The organism is Mesorhizobium sp. EU05-FHT14A09 (genome assembly GCF_058790995.1).
On the sequence record NZ_JBYTDF010000002.1, the window covers coordinates 166938 to 183513 of the forward strand.

The following is a 16576-nucleotide window of genomic DNA, read 5'->3' on the forward strand; positions in this document are numbered from 1 at the left end:
TCGTGCATTTCAAGGGCTTGTGGCGTTCCGCGTAACGGAACGTCTTGGCCTGCAGACAAGGGAACAAGAAGGAGTTTGCGATGACCGGACAGACGGCAAAACTGGAACTCGGTGGAAAGACGCACGAGTTCAAGGTCCGAAGCGGTTCGGTCGGCCCGGACGTGATCGACATCGGTGCACTTTATTCGACCACCGGCGCTTTCACCTACGATCCCGGCTTCACGTCGACGGCGAGCTGTGAGTCGGCGATCACCTATATCGACGGTGATGCCGGCGTGCTGCTGCATCGCGGCTACCCGATCGACCAGCTCGCCGAGCATGGCGACTTCCTGGAAGTCTGCTACCTCCTGCTGTATGGCGAACTGCCGACCAAGGCGCAGAAGGACGATTTCGACTACCGCGTCACGCGCCACACCATGGTGCACGAGCAGATGACCCGGTTCTTCACCGGCTTCCGTCGCGACGCGCACCCGATGGCGGTGATGTGCGGCGTGGTCGGCGCCCTGTCGGCCTTCTATCACGACTCGACCGACATTTCCGACCCATACCAGCGCATGGTCGCTTCGGTACGCCTGATCGCCAAGATGCCGACCATCGCGGCCATGGCCTACAAGTACCATATCGGCCAGCCCTTCGTTTACCCGAAGAACGAGCTGAACTTCGCCGCCAACTTCCTGCATATGTGCTTTGCGGTGCCTTGCGAGGAGTACAAGGTCAATCCTGTTCTGGCGCGCGCCATGGAGCGCATCTTCATCCTGCATGCCGACCATGAGCAGAACGCCTCGACCTCGACCGTGCGCCTCGCCGGTTCCTCGGGCGCCAATCCCTTCGCCTGCATTGCCGCCGGCATCGCCTGTCTGTGGGGCCCGGCACATGGCGGCGCCAACGAGGCCGCGCTCAACATGCTTTCCGAGATCGGCAGCGTCGACCGCATCCCGGAATACATCGCCCGCGCCAAGGACAAGAACGATCCGTTCCGCCTGATGGGCTTCGGCCATCGCGTCTACAAGAACTATGATCCGCGCGCCAAGATCATGCAGAAGACCACGCATGAGGTGCTGGGAGAGCTCGGCATCAAGGACGATCCGACGCTCGACGTGGCGATCGAGCTTGAGAAGATCGCGCTGACCGATGAGTATTTCATCGAAAAGAAGCTTTATCCGAACATCGACTTCTATTCCGGCATCACGCTGAAGGCGCTGGGCTTCCCCACCACCATGTTCACTGTGCTGTTCGCTGTTGCGCGTACCGTCGGCTGGATCGCGCAGTGGAAAGAGATGATCGAGGATCCGCACCAGAAGATCGGCCGTCCGCGCCAGCTCTACACCGGCGCGCCCGAGCGCGACTATGTGCCCATCGCCAAGCGCTGACCGTTCACGCCTCGAGCGTTTCCGTTTTTGAAGTTTCGCCGCCCCTGATGCCAATCGCATCAGGGGCGGTTTGCTTTTGTCGGGAACGCAAAAGAGCGATCTTGCGGGCAAGCCCCATGCACAGCCGGCACGACGCAGACCTCACGACACGGTCAACAACAGTTGATTTGAGACAGCCCTCATGTGACCGGGCGCCGGTGGTTAATGCCACGAATCCCCGTTAGGTGCGGAATTGGCAGCACTCGCTGCATTTGAGATCACCCGCAACCATTCAACCAAGATATTGAGGGATACTATGCAATTTGGTTTTCTGCAGTCCTGGGCGCCGCAGCTGCTCAGCATCCTGCGCATCACGACCGCAGCCACCTTCCTGACGCACGGCACCATGAAACTGCTCGGCTGGCCGGCTCCATTCCCTTACCCGCTGAACGGCCTCACCACGACAGCTGCCGTGCTGGAAATCATCGGCGGCCTGCTGCTCGTCGTCGGCCTGTTCTCGCGCCCGGTGGCATTCATCCTTTCCGGCCTGATGGCCTTTGCCTATTTCATTGCCCATGCACCGGAAAACTTCTTCCCGGCGCTCAACGGCGGCGAGGCTGCGATGCTGTTCTGCTTCGCCTTCCTCTACATCGCCGCGGCAGGCCCCGGTCCTTGGAGCGTCGACGCCGTGCTCGGCAAGAACAAGTGACGTCGTGCTGACATAGCAGATGTGAAAACAGCCGGCCCGTGCCGGCTGTTTTTTGTTGGACAGGCTCCAAACGCTCCTGACTCAAGCCTGTCAGGATAGAGCGGATAATCTCGGATTGTTCCTTCGCTCATGGAGAGCTCGCCGAGATGTTGAACGCCTTCGAAACCCGATCAGCCAGCCTGCAGCCCGTCCTACTTGTGATGTTTCAGGCGCCGCCCGAAGACGTCGACCGCATCATGGCCGAGGTCACCGCGATCATCCCGCTCGTCATGGGCAAATATGACAGCAATTCCTATCAGTCGGCCGAGGGCATGGAACGGTATCGCCCGTTGCAGGGCGCAGCAGCCGGGCCGGAAACGGAGCTGCGCAAGCGGCCCGGTGTCGTCGAGGTGTTTTTTGAAATGCCTCAGGACCAGTTGCTGGCCGAGCGTGTGATCGAGGCAATCTTCCAGGCTCACAGTTACCAGGAACCTGTGATCCGCCTCCAGGCGATCCTGAGCAGCCGGTCAAAGGGCTTTGACGACAGTCGTAATCCGAACCGTTGGTGGAACACCACGGGTGACTGGAAGAAAAACACCGAGCCCGCTACCGCTCCATCCGGCTCGGCAAGCTAGGCCGCCGGGATCAAGACACCACCAGATCAGCGACGCTTGTCGATTTCCGCCAGGACCACAGCTGCTGCGATCTCGCCTGCCGGGAGGTCGGTCGCCATGCGGCGGCGCACTTCGGCGAATCCGTCCTGCTGCCAGGCACGCATGCCACCGTCCGACCACAAGGCCTCAATCTGGCGGGCCAGGTTCTGCGGCCGCACATAGATGTCGTAGAGTTCGGTCACCAGCGCCCGGTCGGCAATGAGATTCGGCAACAGTGCCGACCAGGTGGTGATCAGCTTCTGCAGCAATTTGGCCACGGGATCGAGCTTGTAGGTCGACACCATCGGCACGCCTGACAATGCCAGTTCCAGCGATACGGTGCCGGAAGCGATCAGCGCTGCGTCGGCCTCGCCGAATGCCTGCCATTTGCGCGTGGCATCCAGGATGATTTCCGGCTGCTGCGGCCAGGACGAAACGGTGGTTCGCACGAACTCGGCGACATGCGGCACGGTCGGCAGCAACAGCCGCATCCTGTTGCCGCGCTCGGCGAGTACCGCGACGGTTTCCCCGAATGGCTCCAGCAGCCTTTTCACCTCGCCACGCCGTGATCCTGGCAGAAGCAGCAATGTCTTCTCCCGGCCTTCGTCAAGGTTCCGGGGGGTGTTCTGCACGGCAGCCGCGCGCAACACGCCAGCATCGTGGCTCAGCCTGTGGCCGACATAGGTCCCCCGCGGCCCGCCGAGACGCTCCAGGGCCTTCGCCTCGAACGGAAGAATGCAGAGGATGTGATCGACGTGAGGCTTCATCGCTGGCGCCCTGCCTGGCCGCCACGCCCAAACACTCGGGCACACATAGTGGACGATCGGAATGTTCGGGGCAGCTGCGCGCACTTTCTTCGCAACGCGCAGTGAAAAATCCGGGCTATCGATCGTGATCAGGCAGTCCGGATTTTCACTCGCAATCAGCGAGGCAACCTGACCAATGCGACGGATCAGCCGAGGCAGGCCGGCAAGCACCGCACTGAAGCCCATCAACGCGATCTCGCTGGCATCAAAGGGCGGATTGAGACCAAGCGCCTGAAGGTGACGTCCACCAAGGCCGACAAGCCGGATCTCACGGCCTGTCTTTGCCTTCAGCGCCGCGACCAGATCGGCACCGAGAAGATCACCGGACTCCTCGCCCGCGACGATGGCGATCTTGAGCGGCTCAGCCATCAGGTAACCCGTTCCTTGCCCGCCAGACCGACTACGAACAGCCCGAGCATGTCCGCCCTGGCGATGACTTCGGCGCTATCCAGGATCAGGGAGCGGCCAGCCTCCACCGCGATGCCCGCCAGACCGGCCGCATGCGCTCCTTCGACGGTCTGAACGCCAATCGATGGCAGGTCGACCCTTAGTTCCTGCCCTGGCTTCGCGCATTTGACCAGCACACCGCCGGTCTTTCCAGCCAGCCGGCCGTGACCGCGCAATTCCTTCACGCGCGCCAGCAAGCCATCGGTTCCTTCTATCCCTTCCAGCGCGATCGCACGGCCGCCGATTGCCACGGCGCCTTGACCGATGTCGAGCGTGCCGATGGCAATCGCGGCCTCGTGCGCAGCCTCGATGTCCTTCCAATCAGTCTTGGAAGGCGCAAGGCGTGTCAGCGCTCCCTTGCTAGCCGTCAGGTTCGGAACGATCTGATGCGCCCCGACAACGGTGAAGCCCCGTGCTTCGAGCCCGCGAACAACAACTTTGAGAAGACCATCGTCTCCGCGCGCCAACGCCGAAATCACAAGCGGAACGATGGCAAGCAGGCTAAGGCTGAAGCGCATGCCGCCAAGCCGCGGTCGCCGTTTGATTTCGCCAGCCAGTACGACATGCGTGACGCCGCGTCGTTTCAGGATACCAACCAGCGAGCCAATGTTCTCAAGCGCAAGCACCTCGTGTTCGAATTGCCCAAGTGCGCTCTCCGGCGACGCCTCGCCCTGAACCATCAGGATGAACGGCTTGCGACCCAGCTCGCCCAGACCATTGGCAACATCGATTGGGAGCTTGCCACCACCGGCAATGATGCCGACCCGGGCGTCCAGCGGAAGCTGAAGGCGGTCGCCCTCAGCTGTCGTCGTCGGCGTCATCATCGGCGCCGCCTTTCAGCGGCGGCACGGTGTAGTGCCGCTTGCCACGGCTGGTTATGAAGTCGATGATCTTCATTGCCGCAGGAGAACCGGAAAACTCCGCCTTTGCCAGTTCGACGTTATCGGCAACGGCGCGCGACGGATCGAAGATCGCCCGGTAGGCGCGCCGCAGCAGGTAGATTTCCGAGCGCGCCAGGCCAGCTCGTTTCAGGCCAACAATGTTCAGTCCGCGCAGCTTGGCACGATTGCCGACCGCAATCGCATAAGGGATGACATCGCCGACAAAAGCCGAGCACCCAGCCAGGAAGGCATTGTCGCCAACACGTACGAACTGGTGAACAGCGCTCAGGCCGCCGATATAGACATTGTCGCCGATCTCGCAATGACCGCCCAACGTCGCGCCGTTGGCAAAGGTCGCATTCTTGCCGACGACGCTATCGTGACCGACATGCGCGTAGGCTAGGAAGTTTCCGTTGTCGCCGACGGTGGTTTCGCCCCGGCTGTTGTCGGTGCCGAGATGCATCGTCACGTTTTCACGGATAGTGCAATTGGCGCCGATAACCAGCGTCGTGCGCCCACCCTTGTGTTTCGTGTTCTGCGGAGGCCCGCCCAGAACGGTCATCGGCCACACTTTGGTGCCCGCACCGATGGTCGTTCCGCCCAGCACGGAGACGTGGCTTACCAGTTCGACATTGTCACCAATAACCGTGTCGGACGCGACATGGCAAAATGGGCCGATGCGAGCACCAACGCCAAGCTGGGCACCGGATTCCACAACGGCTGCGGGATGAATGAACGTCTCGATTGTCATGCGTACCTGAAAACCTATGGTCGCTCGTTTTCGACCATCATCGCCTGGACTTCTGCCTCGGCGACGACGGCACCGTCGACCTTGCCTTCGCAGGCAAATTTCAAAAGATTGCCGCGTTTCTTGAGCTTGCGCACATGGATCAGCAGTTGATCGCCCGGAACGACGGGCTTGCGGAACTTGGCACCGTCGATGGTCAAAAGATACACGAGCGACGGTTTTTCCGCACCCGCGGAGCGGATACAGATAGCGCCCGCAGTCTGTGCCATCGCCTCCAGGATCAGCACGCCCGGCATCACCGGATGTTCCGGAAAATGCCCCATGAAATGCGGCTCGTTGACGGTGACATTCTTGACGCCGGTGGCGGAGTTGTCGCCATCGATATCGATGATGCGGTCGATCATCAGGAACGGGTAGCGATGGGGCAGGATTTTCATCAACCCGATCAGATCGACGACTTCGAGCGTCGAACCGGCCGTATCAGCCATTCTTGTCCCCCTTGGAATGCTTCGTAAACGCGCGAATCGCCGAGAGCTCCCGGAAGAAATCACGCATCGGCTGCGCAGGCATACCAGCCCAGCGCTCGCCCGCAGGAATGTCATACATCAAGCCGGAGGACGCGGCCACCTGCACCCTATCGCCCACAGTAATGTGGTCTGCGATGCCCACGCGGCCGCCCAGCATGACGTAGTCGCCTAATGTCACGGAACCGGAGAGACCGCAATGACCCGCAATGATGCATCCCCGACCGATACGCACATTGTGGGCAATCTGGACCAGATTGTCGATTTTCGTAGCTTCGCCGATTACGGTATCAGCCATGGCACCGCGGTCTACCGTGGTGTTTGAGCCGATTTCCACGTCATCCTGAATGATCACGCGGCCGATTTGCGGCATGCGTTCCGGACCCTTGGCACCGCCCGCAAAGCCAAAACCGTCCTGTCCGATACGCGCACCGCCATGAATGATGACGCGATTGCCGACCAGGGCATACTGCACGCTGGCACCGGGACCGATATAGCCGTCGCGCCCGATGCGGCAGTTGCGCCCAATGGCGGCATTCGGCGCAATAACCGTACCGCTGCCCACATACGCACCCGCACCGATCACGGCACCGGCCTCGACGATGGCCCCGTCTTCGACATGAGCCGTATCATCGACGAAAGCGTGACGCGAAACACCCGTTTCGGAGGTCAGGGCGACCGGTGTGGAGGCATCGGGATACAACAGCCGGCCAATCATGGCGAAAGCCTGCTGCGGACGTGGATTGATCAGCACGGCGACACCGGCAGGAGCCTTGTCGGCAATATCTGCCGTACAGAGCACCGCTGCAGCATTCAATGCCGGCATCAGACCGACGTTGCGCTTGCCGTCCACGAAAACCAGGGCTTTGTCGTTGGTGTCGGTTGCCGACGCGATCGTCTCGATGACGGTCTCGGCATATGCCTCGTTGGGCAAGGCCGAACCCGTCAGATTCGCGACTTCGGCCACCGTGAACCGGCGTGAAGGCACAAAAAACACCGGTTCGGTCATTCCTGAGCGGTATCCAGCCAAATCAGACCGTGGCCTTCCGGGCAGAAGTGCCCGGAAGCCGCCATGGTTCGCAAATCAGAATCGGGTCGAAATGCCGAAGTTGAATTCCTGGACGTCGTCCGTCTTTTCCTTTTTGAGCGGGATCGCATAGTCGATGCGCAGAGGACCGAACGGCGATGCCCACATCAGGCCGATACCAGCGGACGCACGCAGCTTCATGCCGGTTGTCGTTCCATCGACGCCCGCAACTTCGTTGCCGTAGAGCGTTGCGGCGTCTGCGAAGACAGCACCACGCAATCCCAGGCTTTCCGGAACGAGCGGCAGCGGGAACTGCGCTTCAGCCGATGCATTGAAATACGTCGTGCCACCCAGGTGATCGTAACCACCGCCGGGCCGGGCCGCCGCCGGACCGATACCGTTGAACTCGAAGCCGCGGATCATGCGGTCGTTGTTCTGGAACAGATCGAAGACGCGCAGGTCCTTGTCGCCATACCCCATGATGTGGCCGGCACCGCCAGACACCAGGCCGACGATATCTAGCTCTTCGGACAGCGTCTGGTAGATCGAGGCACGAGCCGTCAGCTTGACGAACTTGGCATCGCCACCGAGACCTGCCACTTCAACGCCGCCATTGGCATAGATGCCGTAGTGCGGGTTCTTCATATCGTCGATGGTGTTGTAGACCAGCGAGCCGCTGACCGACGACTTGATCCAGGCGCCGCGGAGATTACCGGTCACCGGATCGGTGATGGCGTTCTGGATGGCCTGCGAAACGTTACACAGCAGCGGATTGAAGACGCCGGAGGCATCATAGCAACCCTTGTCGTACTTATACTTCTCCTGCGAGATGTTGTACGCGAGCTGCGTCGTCAGGTTCTGCGTGATCGGCAGACCGAAGCGGATCGTCGCACCGGTCGTCTCCGAATCATAGGCATCGTATTCGCGTGTCGAGCGGTAGATATCGAAGCCAGCAGCGATACGGCGACCGAGGAAATACGGCTCGGTGAAGGACACGCTGTAGTCGCGCGACTTTCTGCCGCCACCGGCGGACAGCTTGATGAACTGGCCACGGCCGAGGAAGTTGCGCTCTGTGATCGAACCCATCACCGACGGGCCAGGCGTTTCGCCACCGGTCGAGTAGCCGGCACCCACGGAGAAGTCACCCGTCGACTTTTCGACGAGATCAACGACGAGCACGACCTGGTCAGGCTCGGAACCCGGCTGGGTCGAAATGTCGACCTTTTCAAAATAATCAAGCGCTTCGATGCGCTTCTTGGCGCGCTGCACGAGCACCTGGTTGAAGGCATCGCCTTCGCTGAGGTCGAATTCGCGACGAATCACGTAATCGCGGGTACGGACGTTGCCGCGGATTTCGATACGCTCGATATAGGCCTTGGCGCCCTGGTCGATCGTATAGGTGACCGAGATGGTCTTGTTCTCGAAGTTGCGATCGCCGCGCGGCGTGACCTGAGCAAAGGCATAACCCTGCCCGGCAACCTTTTCGGTCAGCGCGATGATCGAATCTTCCACCTTCTTGGCGTTGTAGGTGTCGCCCTTTGAGGTCTGAACCACCGACTGCAGCGCCTGCGCGTCAACTTCCGGGATCGACGAGTCGACGCTGATATCGCCGAAATCGTAACGATCACCCTCATCCACCGTGATGGTGACGGTGTACTGGTTGTTGGCGCTGTCGAGATCACCCGTCGCAGACACGACCTGGAAATCGGCGTAGCCGCGATTGTAGTAGAAGCGGCGCAGCAGCTCTTCGTCGGCCTTCAGCTTATCCGGATCGAACACATCGTCGCGCAGGATGAACGACAGCCAGCTCGACTTCTTGGTGCCGATGACGTCGGTCAGCCGACGGCTGCCGAAAGCCTTGTTGCCCACGAAATTGACGGAGACAATTTTGGTGCGTTCGCCTTCGTTGACGGTGTAGACGACGTTAACGCGGTTCTCGCCGAGATCCATGATCTGGCTGGTAACCGCAGCGTCATCGCGCCCGATGCGACGGTAGGCTTCCTTTATTGCCTCGATGTCGGCATCGACGGCGGCCTGCGAATAGGAAGAACGCGGCTTCAGCTGCACAGCCATCGAGAGCTGGGCGTCCTTGATCTTCTTATTGCCCTGGAAGATGACCTGATTGACGACCTGGTACTCTGAAACCTTGATCACCAGGGCGGAGCCGACCTGGTTGATGCGGACATCCGAGAACAGGCCCGTGCCGAACAGCGCCTTCACGGCCTCATCGATGTCGGCATTGGAGAATGCCTTGCCGGGCTTGATCTTCACATAGTTGCGGATCGTCTCGGCATCGACGCGCGTGTTACCGCTCACATCGACGCGGCTCACCACAGCAGCGTGGGCGGCAGACACCGACACAAACTGAACAGCGAGCGAACCCGGAACTACCAGGGCGGCTGACAAAGCCGCCGCAGACGCGGCGCTCAGAAACTTGGATGCTGCCTTCATCGGGCTATAAAACCTTTTTCTCGTAGTCCCCACGGCGAGAAAACCGGACGTCGCGGTCATTTTCCCGTACCGTATTAACCGGATTTTCCCTACACGCAAGGCTTCTGGTTAATTTGTATTTACTTACGTTCCCAGCGTGGCTTTCGCGTCACTCATATCCCTGCTCATGGTAAACGGCGCCTCAACAAAGCCGCCCCACGAGCCAAATTCCTTCATGATTTCAGCATCCAAACAAATCGTTCCAGAACACGAAACCCATGAACCCCAGGACGAGAATCATTCCCGTCCGATAAACCGCCTCCATCATCCGCTCGGATACTGGTCGCCTGATGACAGCCTCAATCCCGTAGAAGAGAAGATGGCCGCCGTCCAGTGGCGGAATCGGCAGAAGATTGAGTATCCCTATCCCGACAGACAGCAATGCGGCAAGTTGCACTAGCCACTCAAAGCCGAGCTTGGCGGCCTGGCCTGCCATGCCGGCGATTTTCACAGGCCCGCCGAGCTGGCATTTGTCCTCACGGCCGACCACGAAACGCTTCATGAAAAGGCCGGTGCGCTCGATGATCTGGCCGGTCGCCTCCACGGCCGCAACGACGGCGCCCCCCGGCGAATAGGTGATGTGCCTGGGTTGGCCGACCTCCTTGTTGGTGGTCACCCCAATCACCGCGATCTTGACCTTGTTGCCGAGCGCGTCTTCCTGTTCAGACAATTGCGGCGTCGCAACCACGCTGACATCCTTGCCGTCGCGCAGCATGACAAAGGTGATGGCGTCGCCCGCCCTGCCCGAAACGAGGCGCTGCACGTCGGCAAAACTCTCGACCTTCGCGCCGTCGACGCTGACAAATCGATCGCCAGGCAGAATGCCAGCCGCCGCCGCCGGGCTGCCAGGCCGAACCTCGGCGACCGCCGGTTCCAGCACGGAACGGCCGAAAGTCATGAACAGCACGGCAAAAACGGCAATCGTCAAAAGGAAATTGAACAGCGGGCCGGCAAAAACGGTGGCCGCACGTTTCCAGATGGGCTGGGTGTGGAAGGCGATCTTGCGCTCGCTGTCGCTGAGCTTCTCGAGTTCCGCCTCGCCGGGCTGGCTCGAAGTGGCGTTCATGTCACCGACGAACTTCACGTAGCCACCGAGCGGAATGGCGCAAAGCTTCCAGCGCGTACCGCGACGGTCATTGAAACCGATCAGTTCCGGACCGAAACCGATCGAGAAGGCGCGCACGCCGATGCCGCACCAGCGGCCGACGAGATAGTGTCCCATCTCATGCACGAAAACGACGATGGTCAGAACGAACAGGAACGGCACAAGGGTGCCGAGCACGAAGCCCTGGGTACTCAACAGCGCGGGAAGAATTTCGTTCAATTCACGTCCTCAATGTCCCGGCCTCTGGTCAGCCCGCAAATGTGACATCAATCCAGGCAAATCCGTGGCACCTTTGCGGTGCATGTCGAATTTCAGACCGGAAACAGCCCCTGCGCCGGATGATCGGCCGACCCCGTCATCCAGCCAATCAGGTACAGGGCCGCAGCTGCCGCCACAAGCCCGTCAACGCGATCCATGACACCGCCATGGCCTGGAATGATCGTGCTGGAATCCTTGGCGCCATGGCGGCGCTTGACCCAGGATTCGAACAGATCCCCCGCCTGTGCGACAATTGACAGCACCAGAGCCACGAGCGCGAGCAGCGTAAGGTTGGGCAGGCCAAACAGCGCCGCCAGCAGAATTCCCGCGGCGACGCCGAAAACAGCACCGCCCAATGCTCCGCTGCGGGTTTTTCCGGGTGAGATCGCCGGCGCGAGCTTCGGCCCGCCGACGGCCTTTCCGACGAAATAGGCAAAAATGTCGGTTGCCCAGACCACGGCGAACAGGAACAGCATCGCGGCAAGGCCTGACCAGTCTGCGTCGCGCAGAAACGCGAGCGCAAAACCGGAAAGGCCGGCATAGGCGAGGCCAGCGGCATCCCATTGGCCCTTGCCGCGCATCGCCACAGTGATGGTGGCGATCCCGACCAGCAATGCCAGAACGGCGGCCGTCGTCAAAGCCGGCAAGCCTGCGACGAGAACGCCGACGAAAACCAGCATCAGGATGGCTGAAAGCGGGCCATGCCCGCTTGCACCGCTGGCGTGCGCCATCCGGCTCCATTCATAATAGATCGCACCAGCAATCAACGCAGCCAGAAGCCGGAACGGCAAGGCGCCGAACCAGGTCAGCGCCAGCACGGCAACGCCGAGGACGATTGCGGAAATGATCCGAATTTGCAGGTTGCTGAGCGCAGCGCTCATGAGGCGACGTCTTGCGCGGCAAGACCACCGAACCGGCGCTCGCGTCCACCGAAGTCGCGGATGGCGTCGGCCAAGTGTTCGCGACTGAAATCGGGCCAGAAGCAAGGCACGAAAACGAGCTCACTGTATGCAGCCTGCCAGAGCAGGAAGTTTGAAAGCCGCATTTCACCGCTCGTGCGGATCAGCAGCTCCGGATCCGGTATGTCTGCTGTATCCAGCTGTGCAGCGAAACTGTCCGCGTCGATCTGCTCGGGTGTGATTTCGCCACGCGCAGCAGCGGCAGCCAGCTTGCGCGCCGCGCGCACGATCTCGTCGCGGCTACCATAGTTGAACGCAATCAGCAGCGTCAGCTTGGAATTTCCCGCCGTCAGCGTCTCCGCTTCCAGGAGCAGATTGCGAATATCGGGCTGCAGGTTGGCGCGATCGCCAAGGATCCTGACCCGGACGCCGTTCTGATGCAGCTCCGCCAGATCGCGCCGGATGAACAGCTTCAACAGCCCCATCAGGTCCGAAACCTCGGACTTCGGCCGCGACCAGTTCTCCGAGGAGAACGCATAAAGCGTGAGGTATGAAATCCCAAGTTCCGGGGCCGCTTTCACGGTGCGGCGGACGGCCTCCACGCCGGCACGATGACCCGCAACGCGCGGAAGGCCGCGCGCCTTGGCCCAGCGGCCGTTCCCGTCCATGATGATCGCGACATGCGCCGGCGTTGCCATGGTTTTGCTTTCGCGTCGGCTGTGGCCGCGCCTAGACCTGCATGATCTCGGCTTCCTTCTCGGAAAGCAGCCGGTCGATGGTGGTGATCGTCTCGTCAGTCAGCTTCTGGACGCGATCGGACTCCTTGCGATGATCGTCTTCGCTGATATCGCCGTCCTTTTCCGCTTTCTTCAGATAATCCATGCCGTCGCGGCGCACGTGACGGGCCGCAACACGGGCATTTTCGGCATAACCATGCGAGATCTTGACCAATTCCTTGCGGCGCTGCTCGTTGAGTTCCGGCAACGGAATGCGGAGATTGGTGCCATCGACGATCGGATTGAAGCCAAGGTTGGATTCGCGGATGGCGCGGTCGACGGCGCCGACCATCGACTTGTCCCACACCGATACCGAAATCATGCGCGGCTCCGGCACCGAGACGGTCGCCACCTGGTTGATCGGCATCGCCGAGCCATAGGCCTGAACGTTCACGGCATCGAGCAGGTTGGAGGACGCGCGCCCCGTACGCAACGAAGCAAGGTCCTGCTTGAAGGCGGCGATCGCCCCATCCATGCGCCGCTTCAGATCGTTGTAGTCGCCACTCATTGTCGTCTCCCCGGCCCGCTGTCCGGGCCACTTGCGTCAGGGCTGAGCCCTGATTTTCAATTGTCGGCTACCACCGTGCAATGGCCGCCGCCCTTCAATATCTCGCCGAAACCGCCCTTTTCGTGGATCGAATAGACGATTATCGGAATGTTGTTTTCCCGCGCAAGCGCAATTGCGGCCGTATCCATGATGGAAAGGCCCTTATTGATGACTTCGGCGTGGGTGATGCGGTCGAAACGGGTCGCGGTCGGGTCCTTCTTGGGATCGGCAGAGTAGACACCATCCACCTGCGTGCCCTTGAACAGCGCATCCGCGCCGATCTCGGCCGCACGCAGGGCCGCCGCCGAATCGGTCGTGAAAAAGGGATTTCCGGTGCCGCCGGCAAAGATCACCACCTTGCCCTGGTTCATGTAGGCGGTCGCTTGGCGTTGCGAGAAACTCTCACACAACTCCGGCATGGCGATCGCCGAAAGCACCACCGCATCGACGCCGATCTTGTTGAGCGACGTACGCAACGCCAGCGAATTGATGATCGTTGCCAGCATTCCCATGTGGTCGCCGGTCACCCTATCGCCGCCCTTGGAGGCGACGGCAACGCCACGGAAGATGTTTCCGCCACCGATGACCACGCCGACCTCGACTCCGAGCGCCCTCGCCTCGGCAATATCGGAGGCGATGCGGTCAACCACCGAAACATCGATGCCGAAATGCTGCTCGCCCATCAGCGCCTCGCCCGACGCTTTCAACAGGACACGTCGGTAGAGCGGTTTGGTTGTCATTGGGTCCCCTGGGGTCGTGTCGCGGGTTGGTCCCGGGCAAGGCCGGCGCTGTCCCGTACCGTTGGTGATGTGTTGCACCCGATACACGAAGGGCGCGGCCATGTCACGCCGCGCCCTCCTGCAATGGACTGGACCTGTTGATGAATCCGCAGGCTTCGCTCAATTGACGCCGGCGTACATTCCCTCGACCAGAACCTCAGGCTGGTAGCCTGCAGGCTTGGCGCCAACCGTAGCACCGCCGGTCAGGCCACCCTGGATTTCCGAGCCGAAGAAGGAATACGGAAATGGAGTGGCGGAACGGCTGACGCGTTCGAGCTTTGCCCGCAATTCGGCCGGGATTTCAAAATCCAGGGCGCCGAGATTGTCCTGCAATTGCTCGATCTTGGTCGCACCGATGATGGTGGAGGCGACACCGGGTTGCGTCGTCACCCAGTTGAGCGCCACCTGCGCCATGCTTTTTCCGAGCTCGGCAGCCACCTTCTCCAGTTCGGTCATGATCGCCCAATTGCGTTCATTGAACTTCTGAAAACCCGGGTTTGTCGTGCCCCGCACTGTTTCAAGGCGGCCGCCCGTACCGTTTGGGCCACCGGCGCGATACTTGCCGCTGAGCAGCCCGCTGCCCAGCGGACTCCACGCCATGATGCCCGCGCCGTGCCGGGTACCGAACGGCACGAATTCGTGCTCGATGTTGCGCTCGACCAGGGAATATTCGAGCTGTAGCGTCGAAATTGGCTCGTAGCCGCGAAATTCGGCAACCGCCTGCGCGCGACTCGCATACCACGCCGGCACGTCGGACAAGCCGACGTGGCGAACCTTGCCTGCGCGCACCAGATCATCCAGCGTGCGCATCACTTCTTCCGGCGGGGTCACACGATCCCAGCAGTGCAGGATGTAGAGGTCGATATAGTCGGTGCCGAGCCGCTTCAGTGAGGCCTCGAGTGCCCGCATAATGTTCTTGCGACCATTTCCACCCGTGTTTGGGTCTGCTCCTTCCAGGTTCATGCTGAACTTGGTCGAGATCACCGCCCTGTCGCGCAATCCCCTCTCGGCTATGAACTCCCCCAGCCAGGTCTCGGATGTGCCGCCGGTGTAGGCATCTGCCGTGTCGAAGAAATTGCCGCCAGCCTCGACATACGCCCCAAACAGTCCGCGCGCAGCACTTTTGTCAGAGCCCCAGCCCCATTCGGTGCCGAACGTCATGGTGCCGAGCGCCAATCGGCTCACTTTGAGACCGCTGTTGCCGAGCGTGTAGTAGGTCGTGGTCATGGAAGGCTCCTGAGGCCGAATGTTGTCTTGCTATGATCTGGTTCATTGCCCAGGCGTGGTCTTCACCCATTCGTTGCCGCGCTCATGCGTCTTGTGGAAAGCGAAAGCGTCAACCTCCCAACCGCTCTGGCTGCGCACCATCTCTGCCGTGTAGGTGCCCCACACCTCCCACAGCGGGTCGCCATTGCCTTCCATGCGATTCCACGCGTAGCCGTTCGATTTCACCGTGGCGCGGTCGCCGCCGATGACGACGTCGTGATTGGTGCGCAGGTGCAGGCTGGTCTTGCTGCCCTTCAGGTTCCCGGCCCATCCCGCAATCAGATCATCAGCCGAGATTGTCGTTTCGGGCTGGCCGCCGAGCGAGCTGAAGTCGACCCGCACACGATCGGCGAAAAAACCGCGTGCCAGTTTCCAGTCCTGTGCATCGACTGCGCGGTCGATCCGATCAACGAGACGAACCAGGGCTCGCTCATCGATAAGCCTCTGCAGTTCCGTACTCGTGGATTCTGCCGGCGCGGCGTTGCCACTCACGTCGGCAGCAGCCAGGACAGCCGAGCAAAGTGCGAGACGCGTCAAAGCGTTCATCGTCATTCCTCTTTTCAAATAGGGTTTGATTGATCGTTGGAGAAACGCGGTCAGAAAACGCCGCCACCGGCGCCAACATTCTGCCCGGTCACCCAGCGCGCCGCGTCGCTCGCCAGAAATGCAGCGACCTCGGCAACCTCCTGCGGGGTGCCGATGCGATCGAAGGCAGAAAGGCCAGCCGCAACGGCACGATCCCGATCCGGTAGCAACTCGGTATCGGTGAAACCCGGCGAGATGGCGTTCACAGTGATGTTGCGCGGACCCAGTTCACGCGACAGCACCCGCACGAACTGTTCCACCGCACCCTTGCTGCCGAGATAGAGCGAGGTCTGGCCAAAGAACATCTTTGTACCGCCTGTCGAGACGACAACGATGCGCCCACCATCGCGCAACCGTCTTGTCGCCTCCTGCAGGATGAAGAAGACACCTTTGGCGTTGGTGTCGAAAACCCGGTCGTAGTCATCCTCCGTGGCTTCGACGAGCGGCTTGATGATTGCCGTTGCCGCATTGGCAACGACGATATCCGGTTTGCCGAATGCCGACTGGGCCTTGTCGAACAGGCCACGAATATCGGAGAGTTTCGAGACGTCGGCTTGAACCGCGATTGCCCGACCGCCCCGGGCCTCGATTCGCTCAACGACCTCTCGCGCGCGCCTTTCGTTCTCGAGATAGTTGATGACCACGGCTGCACCGCCATCGGCGATGCGTTCCGCAATCGCCCGGCCGATGCCCCGCGAGCTCCCGGTCACGATCGCCGTCTTTCCTTCGAATTGCATCGACATCGCCT

Annotated in this window: 16 protein-coding genes and 1 pseudogene; 3 read left to right on the forward strand and 14 right to left on the reverse strand. The window is 61.0% G+C overall.

Annotated elements, in window-relative coordinates:
• Positions 1–80 precede the first annotated feature (80 nt).
• The 3 genes from gltA to AC3WTO_RS08130 all read left to right on the forward strand — a co-directional run bounded on the left by gltA (position 81) and on the right by AC3WTO_RS08130 (position 2672).
• Entirely contained in the window at positions 81–1370 is a 1290-nt protein-coding gene (gltA, locus tag AC3WTO_RS08120; RefSeq protein WP_492460204.1) for a citrate synthase, read from the forward strand.
• Positions 1371–1665: 295 nt separating this feature from the next.
• Complete coding sequence (locus AC3WTO_RS08125; protein ID WP_492460205.1) at positions 1666–2058, forward strand: DoxX family protein; 393 nt, start codon at positions 1666–1668, stop codon at positions 2056–2058.
• A gap of 200 nt (positions 2059–2258) precedes the next feature.
• Positions 2259–2672, forward strand: coding sequence for a YqfO family protein (locus AC3WTO_RS08130; protein WP_492558411.1), 414 nt, complete (start codon positions 2259–2261; stop codon positions 2670–2672).
• A 26-nt stretch (positions 2673–2698) separates the two neighbouring features.
• Here the strand turns inward: AC3WTO_RS08130 and lpxB are convergent, their stop codons facing one another.
• From lpxB to AC3WTO_RS08200, 14 genes and pseudogenes are all read right to left on the reverse strand, one after another.
• On the reverse strand, positions 2699–3865 hold the full coding sequence (gene lpxB, locus AC3WTO_RS08135; RefSeq protein WP_492460207.1) for a lipid-A-disaccharide synthase: 1167 nt from the start codon (positions 3863–3865) through the stop codon (positions 2699–2701).
• A complete protein-coding gene (locus AC3WTO_RS08140; RefSeq protein WP_492460830.1) occupies positions 3865–4764 on the reverse strand; it encodes an LpxI family protein in 900 nt (299 codons plus the stop codon). Before AC3WTO_RS08140 ends, lpxB begins: the two co-directional genes overlap by 1 nt.
• Positions 4742–5575, reverse strand: a complete 834-nt coding sequence (gene lpxA / locus AC3WTO_RS08145; protein WP_492460208.1) for an acyl-ACP--UDP-N-acetylglucosamine O-acyltransferase — start codon at positions 5573–5575, stop codon at positions 4742–4744. Before lpxA ends, AC3WTO_RS08140 begins: the two co-directional genes overlap by 23 nt.
• 14 nt (positions 5576–5589) lie before the next feature.
• Positions 5590–6060 (reverse strand): 3-hydroxyacyl-ACP dehydratase FabZ, encoded by a 471-nt coding sequence (gene fabZ, locus AC3WTO_RS08150; protein WP_492460209.1) that lies wholly within the window; start codon positions 6058–6060, stop codon positions 5590–5592.
• Positions 6053–7105 carry a UDP-3-O-(3-hydroxymyristoyl)glucosamine N-acyltransferase gene (lpxD, locus tag AC3WTO_RS08155; protein WP_492460210.1) on the reverse strand — a complete coding sequence of 351 codons (1053 nt, stop codon included), beginning with the start codon at positions 7103–7105 and terminating at the stop codon, positions 6053–6055. Before lpxD ends, fabZ begins: the two co-directional genes overlap by 8 nt.
• Positions 7106–7180: 75 nt before the next feature.
• Positions 7181–9574, reverse strand: a complete 2394-nt coding sequence (gene bamA, locus AC3WTO_RS08160; RefSeq protein WP_492460211.1) for an outer membrane protein assembly factor BamA — start codon at positions 9572–9574, stop codon at positions 7181–7183.
• A 220-nt stretch (positions 9575–9794) separates the two neighbouring features.
• Positions 9795–10937 (reverse strand): RIP metalloprotease RseP, encoded by a 1143-nt coding sequence (gene rseP / locus AC3WTO_RS08165; RefSeq protein ID WP_492460212.1) that lies wholly within the window; start codon positions 10935–10937, stop codon positions 9795–9797.
• A gap of 92 nt (positions 10938–11029) precedes the next feature.
• The gene (locus tag AC3WTO_RS08170) at positions 11030–11857 is read right to left on the reverse strand and encodes a phosphatidate cytidylyltransferase (RefSeq protein ID WP_492460213.1); all 828 of its coding nucleotides are present in this window, start codon (positions 11855–11857) and stop codon (positions 11030–11032) included.
• A pseudogene (locus tag AC3WTO_RS08175) lies at positions 11854–12585 on the reverse strand (isoprenyl transferase); the annotation flags it as partial. The gene AC3WTO_RS08170 and the pseudogene AC3WTO_RS08175, both read right to left, overlap by 4 nt.
• 19 nt (positions 12586–12604) lie before the next feature.
• Positions 12605–13159, reverse strand: coding sequence for a ribosome recycling factor (frr, locus tag AC3WTO_RS08180; protein ID WP_492460214.1), 555 nt, complete (start codon positions 13157–13159; stop codon positions 12605–12607).
• Between the two features lie 56 nt (positions 13160–13215).
• Positions 13216–13938 carry a UMP kinase gene (pyrH, locus tag AC3WTO_RS08185; RefSeq protein WP_054310889.1) on the reverse strand — a complete coding sequence of 241 codons (723 nt, stop codon included), beginning with the start codon at positions 13936–13938 and terminating at the stop codon, positions 13216–13218.
• Between the two features lie 159 nt (positions 13939–14097).
• Complete coding sequence (locus AC3WTO_RS08190) at positions 14098–15204, reverse strand: aldo/keto reductase (protein WP_492460215.1); 1107 nt, start codon at positions 15202–15204, stop codon at positions 14098–14100.
• 42 nt (positions 15205–15246) lie between these two features.
• Complete coding sequence (locus AC3WTO_RS08195) at positions 15247–15789, reverse strand: nuclear transport factor 2 family protein (protein WP_492460216.1); 543 nt, start codon at positions 15787–15789, stop codon at positions 15247–15249.
• A 50-nt stretch (positions 15790–15839) separates the two neighbouring features.
• Positions 15840–16571, reverse strand: a complete 732-nt coding sequence (locus AC3WTO_RS08200) for an SDR family oxidoreductase (protein ID WP_492460217.1) — start codon at positions 16569–16571, stop codon at positions 15840–15842.
• Positions 16572–16576: the final 5 nt, after the last annotated feature.

Excerpts from the sequence above, each read along its gene's own strand:
- gltA (WP_492460204.1), top strand. The coding sequence starts at position 81 with ATGACCGGACAGACGGCAAAACTGGAACTCGGTGGAAAGACGCACGAG.
- AC3WTO_RS08200 (WP_492460217.1), bottom strand. The coding sequence starts at position 16,571 with ATGTCGATGCAATTCGAAGGAAAGACGGCGATCGTGACCGGGAGCTCG.
- frr (WP_492460214.1), bottom strand. The coding sequence starts at position 13,159 with ATGAGTGGCGACTACAACGATCTGAAGCGGCGCATGGATGGGGCGATC.
- lpxA (WP_492460208.1), bottom strand. The coding sequence starts at position 5,575 with ATGACAATCGAGACGTTCATTCATCCCGCAGCCGTTGTGGAATCCGGT.
- AC3WTO_RS08130 (WP_492558411.1), top strand. The coding sequence starts at position 2,259 with ATGTTTCAGGCGCCGCCCGAAGACGTCGACCGCATCATGGCCGAGGTC.
- AC3WTO_RS08170 (WP_492460213.1), bottom strand. The coding sequence starts at position 11,857 with ATGAGCGCTGCGCTCAGCAACCTGCAAATTCGGATCATTTCCGCAATC.
- AC3WTO_RS08195 (WP_492460216.1), bottom strand. The coding sequence starts at position 15,789 with ATGAACGCTTTGACGCGTCTCGCACTTTGCTCGGCTGTCCTGGCTGCT.
- lpxB (WP_492460207.1), bottom strand. The coding sequence starts at position 3,865 with ATGGCTGAGCCGCTCAAGATCGCCATCGTCGCGGGCGAGGAGTCCGGT.
- lpxD (WP_492460210.1), bottom strand. The coding sequence starts at position 7,105 with ATGACCGAACCGGTGTTTTTTGTGCCTTCACGCCGGTTCACGGTGGCC.
- pyrH (WP_054310889.1), bottom strand. The coding sequence starts at position 13,938 with ATGACAACCAAACCGCTCTACCGACGTGTCCTGTTGAAAGCGTCGGGC.
- bamA (WP_492460211.1), bottom strand. The coding sequence starts at position 9,574 with ATGAAGGCAGCATCCAAGTTTCTGAGCGCCGCGTCTGCGGCGGCTTTG.
- AC3WTO_RS08125 (WP_492460205.1), top strand. The coding sequence starts at position 1,666 with ATGCAATTTGGTTTTCTGCAGTCCTGGGCGCCGCAGCTGCTCAGCATC.
- fabZ (WP_492460209.1), bottom strand. The coding sequence starts at position 6,060 with ATGGCTGATACGGCCGGTTCGACGCTCGAAGTCGTCGATCTGATCGGG.
- AC3WTO_RS08190 (WP_492460215.1), bottom strand. The coding sequence starts at position 15,204 with ATGACCACGACCTACTACACGCTCGGCAACAGCGGTCTCAAAGTGAGC.
- AC3WTO_RS08140 (WP_492460830.1), bottom strand. The coding sequence starts at position 4,764 with ATGACGCCGACGACGACAGCTGAGGGCGACCGCCTTCAGCTTCCGCTG.